Below are 16,481 nucleotides of genomic sequence, written 5' to 3' on the forward strand. Positions count from 1 at the left end.
TGCAGTTCGTTATCAATTGAATTTAAACTTATTCATTAACATATGAGTACTACAACACAATACATTCCTTATAAAGTTAAGGATATTTCTCTAGCAGAATGGGGAAGAAAAGAAATTACTCTTGCTGAGGCAGAAATGCCTGGTTTGATGTCTATTCGTGAAGAATACGGACCATCTCAACCTTTAAAAGGAGCAAGAATTGCAGGATGTCTTCATATGACAATCCAGACCGCTGTGCTTATCGAAACTCTTGTAGCTTTAGGTGCTGAAGTTACTTGGTCTTCATGTAATATTTTCTCTACACAAGATCATGCTGCTGCTGCTATTGCTGCTGCAGGAATTCCCGTTTATGCTTGGAAAGGTTTAAACGAAGAAGAATTCGACTGGTGTATTGAGCAGACTTTATTCTTTGGTGAAGATAGAAAGCCGTTAAATATGATTCTTGATGATGGTGGAGATTTAACAAACATGGTTTTTGATAAATACCCTGAATTCACAAAAGATATCAAAGGACTTTCTGAAGAAACAACAACAGGAGTACACAGATTATACGAAAGAATGAAAGCGGGAACTTTAGTAATGCCTGCAATCAATGTAAACGATTCCGTTACTAAATCTAAATTCGACAACAAATACGGATGTAAAGAATCTGCAGTAGATGCTGTAAGAAGAGCTACAGACCTTATGTTGGCTGGAAAAAGAGTTGTAGTTTGTGGCTATGGAGACGTAGGTAAAGGTACTGCTGCATCTTTCAGAGGCGCTGGTTCTATCGTTACTGTTACAGAGATCGATCCAATCTGTGCTTTACAGGCTGCAATGGACGGTTACGAAGTTAAAAGATTAGATACTGTTGTAGATAATGCAGATATCATCATCACAACGACTGGTAACTTTAACATTGTAAGAGGAGAGCATTTCCTTAAAATGAAGGATAAAGCTGTAGTTTGTAACATCGGTCACTTCGATAATGAAATCGATATGGCTTGGTTAAACAAAAACTATGGTCATACTAAATCAGAAGTTAAGCCACAGGTTGACATCTATACTTTAGAAGGTGGTAAAGAAATTATCATCCTTGCGGAAGGTAGATTGGTAAACTTAGGATGTGCTACAGGACACCCAAGTTTTGTAATGTCAAATTCTTTCTCTAACCAGACTTTAGCTCAAATCGAACTTTGGACTAACTCTGCAGCATATGGAAATGAAGTATATATGTTACCAAAACATTTAGATGAAAAAGTAGCTGCTTTACACCTTAAAAAACTAAGTGTAGAATTAGAAACTCTTTCTCCAGAACAGGCCGAATACATCGGTGTTGACGTAAAAGGGCCGTTCAAACCGGAATATTACAGATACTAAAATGTGATCCTGAATTTCACAAAGGATTTCAAAATAATAGAAACTCTCCATTTTTGGAGAGTTTTTCTTTTTAGAAGCTATTTCCCGCTATCTGCTCATACTTCTCGCTCTAATGCTTAATCCATTCCTGCTGTGGGGTAACCGCTTCTATCGGGGCTAATAATTATTACTTTTCAACCATAAAAAGGAATGTTTAAGGGTAATTAAAAAAAGTATATATTTGGCTCCCTAAACAAAACATTATAATTAATGAAAAAACAAAGAGTATCAAATGCATTCGTTGCAGCGTCATGGATAGCATTAGGAGCAGGAATGGTAGGCTTTATCGTAGGTCTTGCAAGAGCCGAAATGTTGCTTAATGAAAAAGGATATTATTTTACGATCCTTTTATATGGTCTATTCGCAGTAGTTTCTTTGCAGAAAGCCGTTCGTGATAAATTAGAAAATATCCCTGTAACGGATATCTATTATGGAATCTGTTGGTTTGCAACTTTATCTTCTATTGTATTATTAGCTATAGGCCTCTGGAACGCAACCATCCTTCCGAGTGAAAAAGGATTTTATGCTTTTGCATTCTTACTTGCCCTTTTCGGAGCTATTACCGTTCAGAAAAATACAAGAGATAATATGCTTCAGGAATAACGAACTCATCACATTTCAAAATCCGGATATTTTACCATTCAGGCTATAAAAGGCAAAAAAGAATAAAATAAATCAATTACAACAATAAACTCTTCAAAAATTTGGAGAGTTTTCTATTTTTATTATCTTTATTTCACAAAATATTGATATGTATAAAAGATTTTTACTCCTTATCCTTTTTTATTTTCAAATTACAAATGCTCAAAATGAATTTATTACAATCTGGAAGCCTAATGCTCCCGCCATTGTTCCCGATATAGACTTTATTGCCCCCCATCCTGCAGGCAACAATCAAATATGGTTTCCGGGAATTGGAGAAAACTACACCATCAGCTGGGAGGAAGTGGGTTACCCGCAACACAATGGAACCATTTCTAATGTGACCTCCACAAATCAGGTTTTCATTGATTTCGGAACAGCCTTAAATCCCAATCTTGCAGATGCTACCTATAAAGTAAAAGCAAGTAATGGAAATGGTATTTTTAAACAAATCAGATTTAGTGACCCTGAAATCTTAAACTTTCCGTCGGCATATCTTAGTATTTCCTGGCATAGTGTAGGAAGTATCGATAAAATCACAGAAATTGCTCAGTGGGGAAACATTAATTGGGTTTCAATGAATAATGCTTTTAGTAATTGCAGAAGGCTTCAGGTTACAGCAACCGATGTTCCGGATCTATCCAACGTAAACGATGTATCATTTATGTTCTATGGAAATTCAGATTTTAAGGGCCATCCTTCAATGACTACATGGGATACATCTGGTGTTCAAAAATTCACCTATATATTTGGCCACATTTCTTTTATTCCCGCTACCGCAGCAGTTGATACCTTTAACCTTCCAGTTGGCTCATGGGATATGTCTTCTGCAGAAGATATCAGTTATATGTTTTTCCACAGAAGATCATTTAATCAAAATTTAAACAGCTGGAATACCTCAAATGTCACAACAATGGCTCATACATTTGAAAATTGTTTCACTTTCAATCAACCTCTTGATAATTGGAATACTTCAAAGGTTACCGATATGGCTTATCTATTTCATTTTATTCCAGAATTTAATCAGCCAATTGGCAATTGGGATACTTCAAGTGTTACCAATTTTAGCCACATATTTCATCATTGTACCGCTTTCAACCAACCCCTTAATAACTGGAATACGAGTAAAGGAACCTCAATGGATATGTTATTTTCAGGTGCTTCCACATTTAATCAGCCCTTAGATACCTGGAAAACCAGCTTAGTAGGAACGATGCTTGCCATGTTTGATGGTGCTACAAATTTTGATCAATCTTTACAGACGTGGGATCTAAGCTCTTTAACTCTGGGAATGCAGATATTAGCAAATTCAGGATTAAAATGCGAAAATTACAGCAATACGCTTATAGGCTGGGCAAATAATCCTAGCACCCCGAACAATATTAATTTAGCCTCTACAGCACCTTTAATCTATTCACCAGATGTAATTCCTTACAGAAACATGCTCATTAATAAAGGCTGGGTTTTCAACGGTGATACTCCCGGATCGGAATGCAGAGTATTGGGTGTTTCAGCAAATAATCTCAACAACCCCTCTATCTATCCGAATCCGGCAACAGACTTTATTTATATCAAAAACATGAAAGGTTTTGATACTTACAAAATCTTTGATAAAAGTGGAAGAATTGTGCTTCAAAATCTGCTACGTGAGGAGAAAATAAATATCGCTTCTTTAATTAAAGGAAATTACATACTACACATCATTTCAAAAGATAAAATACAGTCTTTTAAATTTATTAAGAAATAATAATCCAATCCATCAATATGTATAAAAAGATTTTAGTTTTAAGCTTATTCTTCTTTCTGGGTCACATCATAAAGGCACAGGACGAATTTACCACCATATGGCAACCTAACATGCCAAATACAACACCACTTATTAATATCGATGCTCCTTATCCTGCAGGTCAAAATCAGATTTGGTTTCCAGGGATCGGTGAAAATTATACCATAAGCTGGGAAGAAGTAGGATATCCACAGCACAATGGTGTCATGAACAATGTAACCTCTGTAAAACAGGTACTCATTGACTTTGGAAATTCATTAAATTCTGATATCGCCAGCGCCACTTATCGCGTAAAAGTAAGTGATGGAAATGGTACTTTTAAGCAAATCAGATTTGGTGAATGTCAAATTATAAATGTGACAGATTCTTACGTTCTTATATGGAATATGTTTGGCAGCTCAGATAAAATTACAGAAATAGAAAAATGGGGAAATATTTCATGGACTTCTATGAATAGTGCATTTGTACATTGCAGATTACTGCAGCTTACCGCTCCCGATAGTCCAAACCTTAATAATGTAACGGATGTCTCATTCATGTTCTATGATGCCCATAATTTCTTAGGGGCAAGTTCTATGCAAAATTGGGATACTTCAGGTATTGAAAATTTTAAATTCATGTTTGCAAGAATGAATGACTACCCCCAGGCAATAGACCTCTTTAATTCTCCTTATTTAAATTCCTGGAATATGTCTTCAGCTAAAAACCTGAACAATATGTTTTCGGGAAGAAATGCATTTAATCAATCTCTAAATAATTGGGATACCTCTAAAGTGGAAGATATGGGCTGGATGTTTGCTGCATGTCTGAACTTCAATCAACGATTAGATAGCTGGAACACTTCGAAAGTAAAAGACATGTCCTTTATGTTTCATTTTATTCCGGTTTTTAATCAGGATATAGGCGGATGGAATACCTCAGCTGTAACTACTATGACCCATATGTTTCACGGATGCCTTGTCTTCAATCAGCCTCTTAACTGGAATACTTCACTGGTTACCAAAACTGATTTTATGTTTAATGGCTCTACTCTGTTTAATCAATCTTTGGGAAACTGGAATCTCAGCTCCCTATCTGAAGCTTCAGGAATGCTCACTAATACGGGACTCAGTTGTGACAATTACAGTAAGACTCTTTCCGGTTGGGCAGACAATCCTACTACTCCAAATAATATACCTCTCTCTTCAGTAGCTCCACTACAGTATGCCTCCAATGCCGTTGGTAAAAGAAATATTCTGATCGGTAAGGGTTGGAGCATGTCGGGAGATACAGCAGGCAACTGTTTATTATCAGTCTCTGATGTTCACACAGATGTTCAGAATTCATCCATATATCCTAATCCTGCGGAAGACAATCTGCATATCAGACATGTACATGACACCAAAAGCTATAAAATAATAGATACAAATGGCAGACTGATACAACAGAATGTTCTTAATACAGATATGATCAACGTGAGTTCCTTAACAAAAGGAAATTATATACTACAGATTACTACGAAAAATAAAACGGAATCGTTTAAGTTTATTAAAAAATAACATAAAGCCTCACTAATTAAGTGAGGCCTTTTTATTTAAATAATTTTTACTTATCGTATTGATTAGGATGCTGAGCTTTAATATCATCTACTGTTCCTAAAACTTTATCTTTTAAAGAATCTTGATATTGTTGTAGCCTTTGGGCAACCTGTTCATCACCACTACCTAAAATTTTAGCAGCTAGAATCCCTGCATTTAAAGCACCGTTTAGTGCTACAGTAGCGACAGGAATTCCACCTGGCATTTGAAGAATTGACAATACGGAATCCCATCCGTCAATTGAATTGCTGGAAAGAATAGGAACTCCGATTACAGGAAGCGTAGTGCAGCTCGCAACCATTCCGGGAAGATGAGCAGCTCCTCCAGCTCCGGCTATTATTACTTTTAGTCCTCTTTCTTTTGCTGTTTTAGCATAATCGAACATTCTTTCCGGTGTTCTGTGAGCCGAAACCACTGTAAGCTCATAAGGAATATTGAGGCTTTTCAGAAAATTTGCCGCTTGTTCCATGATCGGCAAGTCGCTTTGACTTCCCATAATAATTCCTACCATCTTCAATTTTATTAGATTTTCAAAGATAAAAATTAAAATCTGTTTTTTAAAATTACTGCTACCATGAAATCCAAACTGCTTCCTAATTGTTATTCTGGCGAAATAAAGAGGGTGACATCCCATTTGATTTTTTAAAGAATCTATTAAGATGACTCTTATCTGTAAAACCAAATTCATCTGCTATCTCATTAATCCTCATATCACTGTATTTCAACCGATTTTCAATGAGTTTCATTCTATATTGAGCAATATATTCAGTGAATGCTTTTCCAGTCTGATTTTTAAAGTAACGTCCAACATAAGTAACGGATATTCCAAAAACTTTACTGATATTATCAGCAGATAGCTTTTCAGGATGATAAATATTTTCATGGACATATTGAATAATATGAGCAGCTTTGTCATCTGTTTTTTCACCAACCTTAAGATTTGTTTTCTGCAAAAGATTACGGGAAACAATAACCAAAACGGAATGTACCAATAAATGGGTTACTTCACGTTCATAAATTCTCATCCCATCTTTTTCGAGCAACAGACTTTGCATAATATGTTCTATCATAAGGTTATCTCCTTTATGGTCAATAATACAACCCTGAAAACCATTTGCATTAAAAAAACGCTGTTCAATTTGCTGTAAAAAAGAAGAAGCCAACTGATTCGTACTAAAAAAAATACGATTAAACCTGATAAAAAACAATTGTGTTTTTGCTTTAAATCTAAAATAGTGGACATCATCCGGCATTAACAAAAAAAGATCTCCTTCCTTATAAGAAAACTTATTTCCATTAATGTTCTGAGTTCCGGTTCCTGACACAATATAAACCAGTTCAAAGAAACTAACCCCGTGCTCTCCTCTGGGGCAAGCATCCATTGGTTCTTTTAAATCAAGTTCAAAAGGTTCATTCAGATAATCTTTCTTCACAGCAACAATATACTCTTTAATGATGTAAAAATACAACATTTTAACCATATGAATTTTTCAACTTTGTATTATAATTAAATGATAATAACGAACAAAAAATCAACATTAAAAAATGAAAGCACAAGTATTAGAACAATTTGGAAAACCTTTGGTATTAAAAGAAATAAACAAACCGGAACCAAAAGACCATGAAGTTTTAGTTAAAATAAAAGCGAGTGGGCTTAACCCCTTAGATGTTAAAATAAAAAATGGACAGGCTGCTCATGCTGAAGCTGTCCTACCTATGATATTAAGCTTGGATATGGCCGGTGTTGTAGAGGAAGTAGGAAAAGATGTTCACAATTTTAAAGTAGGTGATGAGGTATTTGGTTTGGTAGGAGGGGTCTCGGATCTTCAGGGAACTTTAGCTGAATATATTGCAGCAGATGCTGACTTGCTGGCATTAAAACCAAAAAATATTTCATTCTACGAAGCTGCGGCAACACCTTTGGTATTTATCACAGCCTGGGAAGCATTGGTAGATCAGATGAATATTCAACAGAACCAAACTGTTTTAATTCATGGCGGTAGTGGTGGTGTAGGCCATGTAGCCATACAAATTGCAAAAGCAAAAGGAGCAAAAGTATATACCACTGTTGCACCCTATCAGGTTGAATCAATAAAAAAATATGGTGCTGAATCCATTGATTACCAAAGTTTATCCATAGAAGATTATGTAGAAACATATACCAATGGAGTTGGATTTGATGCTATTCTTGACACCGTTGGGGGCAATGTTCTTGAAAGTTCTTTTAAAGCTGTAAAAAGATATTCAGGGCACGTTGCAAGTATTTTAGGTTGGGGCAGTCAGAACCTCGCGCCACTTTCTTTCCGTAATGGAACCTATTCAGGAGTATTCTCTTTATACCCATTGTTATCCGGTAAAAGCAGAAAACACTTCGGAAAAATATTAAATGAAGCTGTTGAGCTTTTTGAACAAGAAAAACTAAAAATAATACTTCATCCGATCGCTTATACATTAGAAAACGCAAATGAAGCATATACCGATTTAGAAAATAAAAAAAACACAGGAAAATTGGTTATTGAAATTCATTAAATAGGGATTTCAATAAAAAAGATTAGCACGAAATTCAATTCAAAATAAATATCTTTGTGTTCCATTTCACATCTATATTTTGAAAGATTATAAACTCTTTTTTGCTATCGTTACAGTTGCTATTGTTTGGGGAACAACATTTTTGGCAATCCGGGTCGCCGTACAAACAATACCTGCCTGGTTCGTAGCAGGAATACGTCAGTTTTTGGCATCCCTTATCATGCTTTCGATCCTTCTTTACAGAAAAGAATTTAAATGGATAGGATGGAAAAATCTAAAATATCAGATTATTTTCTCTACATTAATGCTTGTGATTGCTAACGGGATGACCACTGTAGCTGAAGAAACGGTATCTAGCAGTCTTGCTTCATTAATAAGTGCCTCCTCTCCTATTCTTGTTTTTTTAGGCAGTGTCGCTATTGGCTTACAAAAGTTTAGCTTTAAAGCTTTTCTGGGTGTATTAATGTGTTTCGGCGGAATTCTTTTTATCTTTTGGGATGGTCTTAAAGATCTTGCTAATCCAGATTACAGAATGGGAATCCTCTTCCTGTTCTGTGCTATTTCCGGATGGGCCTCAGGTACTATTTTTACCAAGAAACTAAATATCCAAAGTGGAAATATTTCACTGAATCTCTTTTATCAGTTTGCCTTTGCCGGAATTATTCAGATTATTTTTGCTTTTTTATTTTCACAAGATTATAATTTTGGAAATTGGAGTATCAAAAGTATTTCAGCCATGCTTTATTTATCTGTTTTCGGTTCAGTAGCCGCATTTTTTGCTTTTCATTTTGCCCTTACCAGGGTTTCACCTGTTCAGGTTTCTATTCTGGCTTATTTTAATACGATCATCGCAATATTTTTAGGCTGGCTCATTCTTAATGAGAGTATTTCTTTTAAATTCATCATTGCTGCTGTTTTAATTATTTTCGGTGTCTTTATCATCAATTATAAACCCGAAATGTTTAAAAGACAAAAAATTCAGGATTCCTAAAGAATATTCCCCCAAGTCGAGACGTCTTTATTTTAGTTGACAAGAAAAGTATATCTTGAATTAGATTTTTATTTACAGTTCTTTTCAAGGGATATCTTTCTTTCGGGACTATCTATCGATTCCTATTCTCTCATGTATTATTGAGAAGATTTTCAATCAATTAACCTATATTGATAATATAATTTCAACCAGCTGACGCTATTATTTTTAGTTTATTTTCATTAAATTAGATCAGGTGAAAATCATGAATTTTGGCCTTTCATTTTATACCAACGAATCAATAATTAAACTAATTAAAAAACGGACCAGCCGAACACCGTATTTCAAAGTAGGCAACAAAAACACACTTAGATTATGCCCAATTTATTAAAATCATTTAGAAACTCAGTAAAACACTGGTATATCCCACTTATTTTAGGGATTCTCTTTATTGTCTGTGGAATTTATGTATTTTCATCTCCCGTTGAAACTTATTTAGCATTATCCGTTCTTTTCAGTGTATCGTTTATCGTCTCAGGAATTTCGGATATATTTTTCTCTCTTAATAACGCCAAATTTTTAAATGGATGGGGCTTATATCTGGTCACAGGGCTACTCTCCCTCATTATGGGAATCTATCTAGTTTCCTATCCTCATATTTCAATGAGCGTTCTTCCTTTTATAGTAGGATTTACCGTTATGTTCCGTTCTTTTCAGTTATTAGGAATTTCGTTTGACCTAAAAGATGCCCATGTACTTAAATGGGGAAACCTGGCTATTTTTAGTATTTTAGGTATTATATTATCTTTTATGCTTTTGGCTAACCCTATATTCTCTGGTATCTCACTAGTTGTTTTAACTGGTTTATCTTTCATTTTTGTAGGAATTGCTTCCGTAATCCTAGCATTCAATTTGAAGAAAATAAAAGACTACCCCAGCAAACTCAGCAGTGAATTGAAGGAAAAAATAGAATCGCTTCAAAATGAAATCAATGACAGAATGAAATAAAGAAGCTTAAAATAAAAAAAGACTGCTTTTCGGCAGTCTTTTATCTTTATCGTTAAGCAATCACTTTTACCATTCCTTTTATCATTATCAACTTTTCCATCAGTTCTTCTTTCGAGTCAGCCAGCACATTAATGTGTCCCATTTTCCTTCCTGATTTGGTCTCTGTTTTTCCATAAAGATGAACATAGGTTTTTGGAAGCTTTAAAACCTCATCCATTCCTTCATAGATCACTTTTCCAGCATAGCCTTCAGCTCCTACCAGATTGAGCATCCCACTATATCCAAAAGCATCCGTATCTGCTAAAGGTAAATTTTTAACCACCCGGTACATTTGTTCAAATTGTGAATTTGCATTTCCCTCCTGACTTTGATGTCCGGAATTATGTAATCTTGGTGCTGTTTCATTTACCCATACTTTGCCATCCTTATCTAAGAACAATTCTATAGCAAAAAGTCCTGGAGAATTAACAGCATTTAAAAATTTCTCAGTGATCAGATTAATCTGCCTTTCAATATCCTCGTTAAGAAAAACCGGGCAAATATTAAAATCTAACAGATTTAATTTCGGATCAGCAACCATCTCTGTAACCGGAAAAGTCTTGGTCTCTCCTTTTTCATTTCTGGCAACAATCACAGAAAGTTCTTTATCAATATCAACAAGACTTTCTATTACAGATGCCTCTTTCCATAAATGTTGATAATCTGCTTCTGTTTTAATGACCTGAACACCTTTTCCATCATAACCACCCGTATTCATTTTCTGAACAAAAGGTAATGACATCATAATTTTTTCATCACTATTCCATACCACCTGAAATTCGGGACTTGGAATATCGTGAGCTTTATAAAATTCCTTCTGAAGAATTTTCTGTTGAATGGTTTTAATGATTTTAGAATTCGGAACGACTTTTACCCCTTGGTTTTCAAGCTCTGCCAATGCCTCAGCATTTACATGTTCAATTTCTATTGTGACAACGTCTTTATCCTTACCAAAATTCAGGACTGTTTCATAATCATTGAAATCTCCCTGTGTAAAATTCGAAATATTGTGACAAGGTGCATCAGAAGCAGGATCCAGAGTATAAAAGTCATCGTCATAATTCAGTGCACTCTGTATCAACATTCTTCCGAGTTGTCCACCTCCTAAAATTCCTATTTTCATTCTATTTTAATTAGATATATTCAATTAAGTATTAATAATCGTTCACCATTTATAATGATAATAGTACGATACATATTCGTCTGTTTAAGACTTTGCAAAGATAAAAATTTTATATCCTACTACCTAAATTTTCACTTTATTCAAATATACTTTAAAATAAGAGGGCCGGCTTGAAAAGCCGGCCCTCTTATTAGGTTATACTTTATCTATTTTCAGATATCCCAGTCCCATTGGATTTTTCTGATCTTCCGTATCTGATTTCTCTAAAACAATAGAATATTTTTCTTTCATTTTTTGTGGAAGAATATCATTGACATTAAAAATATCATCAATATCTACTCCGTGCTTATCATCAACATGGCTTACTGCACCTTCAAACCCCATTGTCTTATAAAACTCTGTATCTTTTACTCTTTTCACAATCTCCCCCATTGATCGTCCTACCATCAGGTGCTGCTCATGAAACTCTTCGAAAAAGCCTTTTTTATATCCACCCAGGTTTATAAAGTATAATTGATTTTCAGAAACAGAGTCTCTTTTTTCAACAATTTTCACTTCATATCCGTCTGCAAACTTCACTTCCTGATGACAGTCAATATGTATTTTACCATCAGCCTCTTTCCAGAAATCCTTCATATCCGGAACGAGGTCTTTTAAACTTTCTGCTATACCAAAGAATACATCGTGCTGTTCAATATTCCTTCCTGGAGGTGTAGCACCAAGGATAACATAGAATAATTTCATTTCCATTTTTTTATTCACACAAAAATACGTCAAATTTATCTTTTTGAAAGTTTGGCAGAAAACGGCAATAGTTTTATATTTGTATTCATGTCAGAAATCATTATTCTCTTTCTTGGAGCAATTTCGGCCGGCCTGTTAGGCTCGCTTACCGGTTTAGGAGGAGGAGTTATCATTATCCCTTTGTTGACACTGGGTTTCGGTGTTCCTATGCATTACGCAATCGGAGCTTCTTTAATATCTGTAGTCGGTACTTCCTCTGGAGCTGCTGTAGCTTTCGTTAAAGAAGGTTTTACCAATATGAGAATTGGAATGTTCCTTGAAATTGCCACTACGGCCGGAGCCATCGTTGGAGCTCTTGTTTCAGGAATTCTTAATCCCAATACCATCGGAATTATTTTCGCCAGTATCCTTCTGCTTACTGTAATTCTTAATATTAAAGGAAAACCTGATCATCAGGAACCTTTGATAAAAGGAAGCTTAGAAGATAAACTTAAGTTGTATGGAACTTTCCCCGATAAAGGGGTAATTAAAAATTATTCAGCGAGAAATACTATTCCTGGATTTTTTATGATGATGTTTGCCGGTGCAATGTCTGGGCTTTTAGGAATTGGTTCAGGTGCATTGAAAGTATTGGCAATGGATAATATGATGAAACTGCCTTTCAAAGTTTCAACTACGACCAGTAACTTTATGATTGGGGTAACTGCTGTAGCCAGTTCTTTAATTTATTTTCAGAGAGGTGAAATTATCCCTGTTATTGTAGCTCCTGTGTTAGTAGGTGTTGTAGTAGGAAGTTTTATAGGATCTAAAACATTAATGGTTTCTAAAACAAAAAAATTAAAAGTATTTTTTGCTATTGTAATTACTATCCTTTCACTTTATATGATGTATAACGGTATAAATCAAAGTTTCCGATGAGAAAGAATTTCACAGATGTTGATTTGAACCGTTCGGTAGGAAACCTTTTAAGACTTGGGGTTATTCTATCCGTAATTATATCTCTTATAGGATTTATAAAATTATTCCTTGAAGGCTTTAAAATGCCTAAAAACTATTCCTCTTTAGAAACAGGATCTTCTTCAGAAAAAGTATGGAGTCAGCTTTGGGATTCTTTATGCAAAGGCGAAGGCATGGCTATTATCCAGCTTGGGATTCTTGTGCTAATCTTCACTCCTTTAATGAGAATTGTTTTTGCATTGATAGGTTATCTAAAAGAAAAAGATTACGTTTATGTCGTAATCTCATCTATTGTTTTAGCCATTATGGCAATCAGTTTCTTTACAGGTTATGCTCACTAAATTTTACATTTCATAAAATTCCAGAGGAAGTTGGTCCGGATCCTGGGTAAAGAAAAATTCTTTCCCTGTAAATTCATCAATACGAATTTCCTCACAATTGAGACCTTTTTCAATGAGCTCCTGACGTTTCTTATTAACGTTCTCTACAGAAAACGCAAGATGCCTTAATCCACATGATTCAGGGCGTGATGGCCTTTTTGGCGGATCAGGAAATGAGAAAAGCTCTATGATATAATGATCTCCAATAGCAAGATCCAATTTATAAGACTGCCTTTCTTCACGGTATACTTCGCGTATCATATTCAATCCTAAAATCTCTGTATAAAATTTCTTTGAAACATCGTAATTCGAGCCGATAATAGCTATATGGTGAATTTTCATTTTTAAATTATTTGATATTTTCACAATTCTCCTTCCTTCTTGTATCAATAATATACTGAATTTTCCACTTATCATTCTGTTTTACCAATTGAAAACTATTGGCTCCACAATGTGAAAATTTCCCTTTATAATAAAACTGATATGGAGTGAATACACTCGCCAGTTCTCCATCAACATTAATAGATTTTACAATTATCCTCTCATCAAGGTCACCTTTTGAAGCTTTAGAGATCGTAGATATAAAATCATTAATACTATCTGTTTTTACAACCCCACCCTTTGTGATAGTCTGTAGAACTGCGGTTTCAGCAAAAGTTGATTTTAGTAAATCCGGATCCGCATTTTTCATCGCTGAAAAAAGATCCCGGATAGGTTTTTCAATTTCCTTATTTTCAGATCCCTGCCCAAAACAGAAAGAACTAAAAAACAAAGCAATAACAAGTATTCTATTGATCATATTTTCTCATAGTTTAATTGATTAAAAATAAGAAAAATACCTTTTAAACAAACCTGATTTAAACTAAAAAAAAGCCAATTTAATTTGAATTCTTGTAAAAATAAGCTACTTTTATCAACCTATTTTAAGAGATATGTGGAGTGCTTACCTGATTTTAATTGGTTTACTGATCCTGTTAACATTATTACCCAAAATTCAAAATCAGCATTGGATATTTCGGGTTCCTGAATTTGGGAAAATTCAAATCACATATTTTATTGTTATTACCTTCATTTTAGGCTTTTTCTTGGAGTCTTCTGAAAAATTTTGGTATTTTCAGAGTGCCCTATTAATTCTATTTGTTCATCATGGTTCTATTCTTGTAAAATACACTCCGCTCTATAAGGTTAAAAAACATCGTCAACATAATCATTCGTCCCAAAAAATACATTTTGTTTCTGCCAATGTTTATCAGTTCAACACTGATTACAATAGATTCGTTGAACTTATTGAAAAAAGCAAACCGGAGATATTCATGACTATGGAAAGCAATGGTGGTTGGGAGAAAGCATTAAGAATTCTCGAAAAAGATTATCCTTACACTCATAAAGTGACTTTAGAAAACACTTATGGGATGCATTTTTATTCTAAAATCAAAATCAAAAATGCTGTAACACATTATTTCGTTGCTGATGATATTCCAAGCATTGAAATATCCTTGGAAACCGAAGATGGCTTTTCTTTTGTCTTTTTTGGAGTTCATCCACCACCGCCAAGTCCTACGGAAGAAGAAACATCAAAAGAAAGAGATGGTGATCTTTTAAGTATTGCAAAACGAGTAAAAGACATCAAAATTCCAGTTATTGTTGTTGGTGATTTCAATAATGTTGCCTGGTCAAAATCATCTATATTATTCAGAAAAACCAGTCACCTTATCGATCCAAGAATCGGACGTGCCTTTGTTTCTACCTTTCATGCAAAATATCGTTTATTAAGATTTCCGATCGACTTAATGTTTCACAGTGAAGACATTTTTATTAAAGATCTTAAAACCCTGGAAAATTTTGGTTCAGATCATTTACCAGTCTATTGTGAGTTTTTTATAGATCATCATAATGACGGGCAGGAGGAAAGAATTGAAGATGCGACTTTAGAAGAAAAAGCGGAAGCAGAAGAAATGATTCAGGAAGGAAAAAAAGAAGATGGCGAGCGTGATGCTGTGGTTACAGAAGATTAATTTGCTTTTTCAGTGAACAGCTCCTATTGATCGTACATTTTATTATTACCTATTCGAAACACGATAAGAATTTTCGGAACTTTTTGGTGTCAAAAAAGGATCCATAAAAAAACAGAATTTATCCCTTTTTTTATGGTTGGAAACCAAGATATTCGAACCAAAAAACACTTTAACTTCACAAAAAAACGGGCTAAAGCCCGTTTGTATTATTTTTTATGTCATTAAAATTTCATTATATCTTTCACTACCCCATTTTTTTGAGTGTGCTGTAATAACTCTGCTTCAATAAAACTTTTTATTTTTTCTTCAGAACCATCATTTGGAAATAGAAGGTGGACATTTGCCCCTGCATCCAAAGTAAAGAATAATGGTAGTTTCGTGTCTTTTCTAAAATCCCAGATCTTGTTAATTACTTCCATAGTTCCTGCCTTCATCAAAATAAATGCAGGATCACTCATCATCATCATTGCATGAAGAGTTAATGCTTCATGTTCTACTAATTTAATAAAGCTTTCAAGATTACCACTTTTAAGTATTGCCTTCATCGGAATAAAGTTTTCTCTGGCCTCTTGAAATCTTCTTTCGGCATAAGGATTTGTAGTCATCAAACCATGCCCTACTGTTGAGGATACACTTTTCTGACCTTCATGGATCAATAAAACCCAGTCATTGAAATCCTTAAAAATCTCGTGAACTTCAGTATTTGGATATTGCACAGCAAATAAATCTGAACTTCCTGAAACCTCATCAGAATCTCCCCAAACCACTAATCCATTGTACAGACTTCTGCATGCACTTCCACTTCCCAACCTTGCCAAAAATGATGCTTTTCGTAGGGAGTCTTCCTGAGAAATATTTCCTGAAAAAGTTTCCTCCAGCTTCATCAGACATTTTGCAATAGCTCCAAACCCAGAAGCTGAACTTGCAATACCAGAGCTGTGTGGAAATGTATTTTCTGTTTTAATACTATATTTTCCTTTTAAAATCCAAGGTAAATATTGTTCTATATTTTTAAAGTATTTTTCTATTTTTTCAGCAAACTTTACTTCTTCAATTCCCGACAAAAAAGTTTGTACAGAGAAAGCTTCATCAGCCAGAAATTCTATGGTCGTATTTGTTTTACAATGATTAAGAGTATAGCTGATACTTGGGTTTGCAGGAATCTGATTTGCATATTTCCCCCAATATTTAATCAGTGCAATATTTGATGGACAGCTTTCTGAAACCATCTGCGAATGAATTGTATAATTTTCTTTTCCTAGAAATTCTTGTGTTGTCATAATTTAATTTAAATGTGCCATATCATTTCAATA

The 16,481-nt window shown here is 34.5% G+C and carries 17 protein-coding genes; 10 read left to right on the forward strand and 7 right to left on the reverse strand.

The window, feature by feature from the left end:
- Window positions 1–42: 42 nt before the first annotated feature.
- From ahcY to AC3WRL_RS14925, 4 genes are all read left to right on the forward strand, one after another.
- On the forward strand, window positions 43–1,359 hold the full coding sequence (gene ahcY / locus AC3WRL_RS14910; RefSeq protein ID WP_214826897.1) for an adenosylhomocysteinase: 1,317 nt from the start codon (window positions 43–45) through the stop codon (window positions 1,357–1,359).
- A gap of 249 nt (window positions 1,360–1,608) precedes the next feature.
- Window positions 1,609–2,001: an inner membrane protein YiaA gene (gene yiaA / locus AC3WRL_RS14915; RefSeq protein ID WP_261512845.1), complete on the forward strand. Its 393-nt coding sequence runs from the start codon at window positions 1,609–1,611 to the stop codon at window positions 1,999–2,001.
- 148 nt (window positions 2,002–2,149) lie between these two features.
- Window positions 2,150–3,787 carry a BspA family leucine-rich repeat surface protein gene (locus AC3WRL_RS14920; RefSeq protein WP_214826901.1) on the forward strand — a complete coding sequence of 546 codons (1,638 nt, stop codon included), beginning with the start codon at window positions 2,150–2,152 and terminating at the stop codon, window positions 3,785–3,787.
- Window positions 3,788–3,804: 17 nt separating this feature from the next.
- Window positions 3,805–5,364 carry a BspA family leucine-rich repeat surface protein gene (locus AC3WRL_RS14925; RefSeq protein ID WP_492330646.1) on the forward strand — a complete coding sequence of 520 codons (1,560 nt, stop codon included), beginning with the start codon at window positions 3,805–3,807 and terminating at the stop codon, window positions 5,362–5,364.
- 46 nt (window positions 5,365–5,410) lie between these two features.
- On the opposite strand, the gene purE is transcribed toward AC3WRL_RS14925, so the two are convergent.
- Both purE and AC3WRL_RS14935 read right to left on the reverse strand, forming a co-directional pair.
- Window positions 5,411–5,914 (reverse strand): 5-(carboxyamino)imidazole ribonucleotide mutase, encoded by a 504-nt coding sequence (gene purE / locus AC3WRL_RS14930; RefSeq protein WP_214826905.1) that lies wholly within the window; start codon window positions 5,912–5,914, stop codon window positions 5,411–5,413.
- An 82-nt stretch (window positions 5,915–5,996) separates the two neighbouring features.
- A complete protein-coding gene (locus tag AC3WRL_RS14935) occupies window positions 5,997–6,875 on the reverse strand; it encodes a helix-turn-helix domain-containing protein (protein ID WP_492330647.1) in 879 nt (292 codons plus the stop codon).
- 73 nt (window positions 6,876–6,948) lie between these two features.
- Between AC3WRL_RS14935 and AC3WRL_RS14940 the strand changes: the two genes are divergently transcribed.
- From AC3WRL_RS14940 to AC3WRL_RS14950, 3 genes are all read left to right on the forward strand, one after another.
- Window positions 6,949–7,932, forward strand: coding sequence for a zinc-dependent alcohol dehydrogenase family protein (locus AC3WRL_RS14940; RefSeq protein WP_492330648.1), 984 nt, complete (start codon window positions 6,949–6,951; stop codon window positions 7,930–7,932).
- 79 nt (window positions 7,933–8,011) lie between these two features.
- Window positions 8,012–8,923 (forward strand): DMT family transporter, encoded by a 912-nt coding sequence (locus AC3WRL_RS14945; protein WP_214826912.1) that lies wholly within the window; start codon window positions 8,012–8,014, stop codon window positions 8,921–8,923.
- A 354-nt stretch (window positions 8,924–9,277) separates the two neighbouring features.
- Window positions 9,278–9,910: an HdeD family acid-resistance protein gene (locus AC3WRL_RS14950; protein ID WP_214826916.1), complete on the forward strand. Its 633-nt coding sequence runs from the start codon at window positions 9,278–9,280 to the stop codon at window positions 9,908–9,910.
- Between the two features lie 52 nt (window positions 9,911–9,962).
- Here AC3WRL_RS14950 and AC3WRL_RS14955 read toward each other — a convergent pair whose 3' ends face one another.
- Window positions 9,963–11,072: a 5-(carboxyamino)imidazole ribonucleotide synthase gene (locus AC3WRL_RS14955; RefSeq protein ID WP_214826920.1), complete on the reverse strand. Its 1,110-nt coding sequence runs from the start codon at window positions 11,070–11,072 to the stop codon at window positions 9,963–9,965.
- 195 nt (window positions 11,073–11,267) lie between these two features.
- Window positions 11,268–11,816, reverse strand: a complete 549-nt coding sequence (locus AC3WRL_RS14960; protein WP_261512853.1) for a DUF1543 domain-containing protein — start codon at window positions 11,814–11,816, stop codon at window positions 11,268–11,270.
- Between the two features lie 87 nt (window positions 11,817–11,903).
- Between AC3WRL_RS14960 and AC3WRL_RS14965 the strand changes: the two genes are divergently transcribed.
- A complete protein-coding gene (locus AC3WRL_RS14965) occupies window positions 11,904–12,734 on the forward strand; it encodes a sulfite exporter TauE/SafE family protein (RefSeq protein ID WP_214826926.1) in 831 nt (276 codons plus the stop codon).
- The gene (locus AC3WRL_RS14970) at window positions 12,731–13,114 is read left to right on the forward strand and encodes a DUF1634 domain-containing protein (protein WP_214826927.1); all 384 of its coding nucleotides are present in this window, start codon (window positions 12,731–12,733) and stop codon (window positions 13,112–13,114) included. Before AC3WRL_RS14965 ends, AC3WRL_RS14970 begins: the two co-directional genes overlap by 4 nt.
- A gap of 3 nt (window positions 13,115–13,117) precedes the next feature.
- Here the strand turns inward: AC3WRL_RS14970 and gloA2 are convergent, their stop codons facing one another.
- Together gloA2 and AC3WRL_RS14980 are read right to left on the reverse strand one after the other, a co-directional pair.
- Window positions 13,118–13,495 (reverse strand): SMU1112c/YaeR family gloxylase I-like metalloprotein, encoded by a 378-nt coding sequence (gene gloA2 / locus AC3WRL_RS14975; RefSeq protein WP_492330649.1) that lies wholly within the window; start codon window positions 13,493–13,495, stop codon window positions 13,118–13,120.
- Window positions 13,496–13,502: 7 nt separating this feature from the next.
- Window positions 13,503–13,952: a nuclear transport factor 2 family protein gene (locus tag AC3WRL_RS14980; protein WP_492330650.1), complete on the reverse strand. Its 450-nt coding sequence runs from the start codon at window positions 13,950–13,952 to the stop codon at window positions 13,503–13,505.
- Window positions 13,953–14,085: 133 nt separating this feature from the next.
- Between AC3WRL_RS14980 and AC3WRL_RS14985 the strand changes: the two genes are divergently transcribed.
- Complete coding sequence (locus tag AC3WRL_RS14985; RefSeq protein WP_261512856.1) at window positions 14,086–15,168, forward strand: endonuclease/exonuclease/phosphatase family protein; 1,083 nt, start codon at window positions 14,086–14,088, stop codon at window positions 15,166–15,168.
- 221 nt (window positions 15,169–15,389) lie between these two features.
- Here AC3WRL_RS14985 and AC3WRL_RS14990 read toward each other — a convergent pair whose 3' ends face one another.
- Window positions 15,390–16,448, reverse strand: a complete 1,059-nt coding sequence (locus tag AC3WRL_RS14990; RefSeq protein ID WP_492330651.1) for a diphosphomevalonate decarboxylase — start codon at window positions 16,446–16,448, stop codon at window positions 15,390–15,392.
- Window positions 16,449–16,481: the final 33 nt, after the last annotated feature.

Source organism: Chryseobacterium sp. FW101-FHT12H09 (assembly GCF_058790395.1).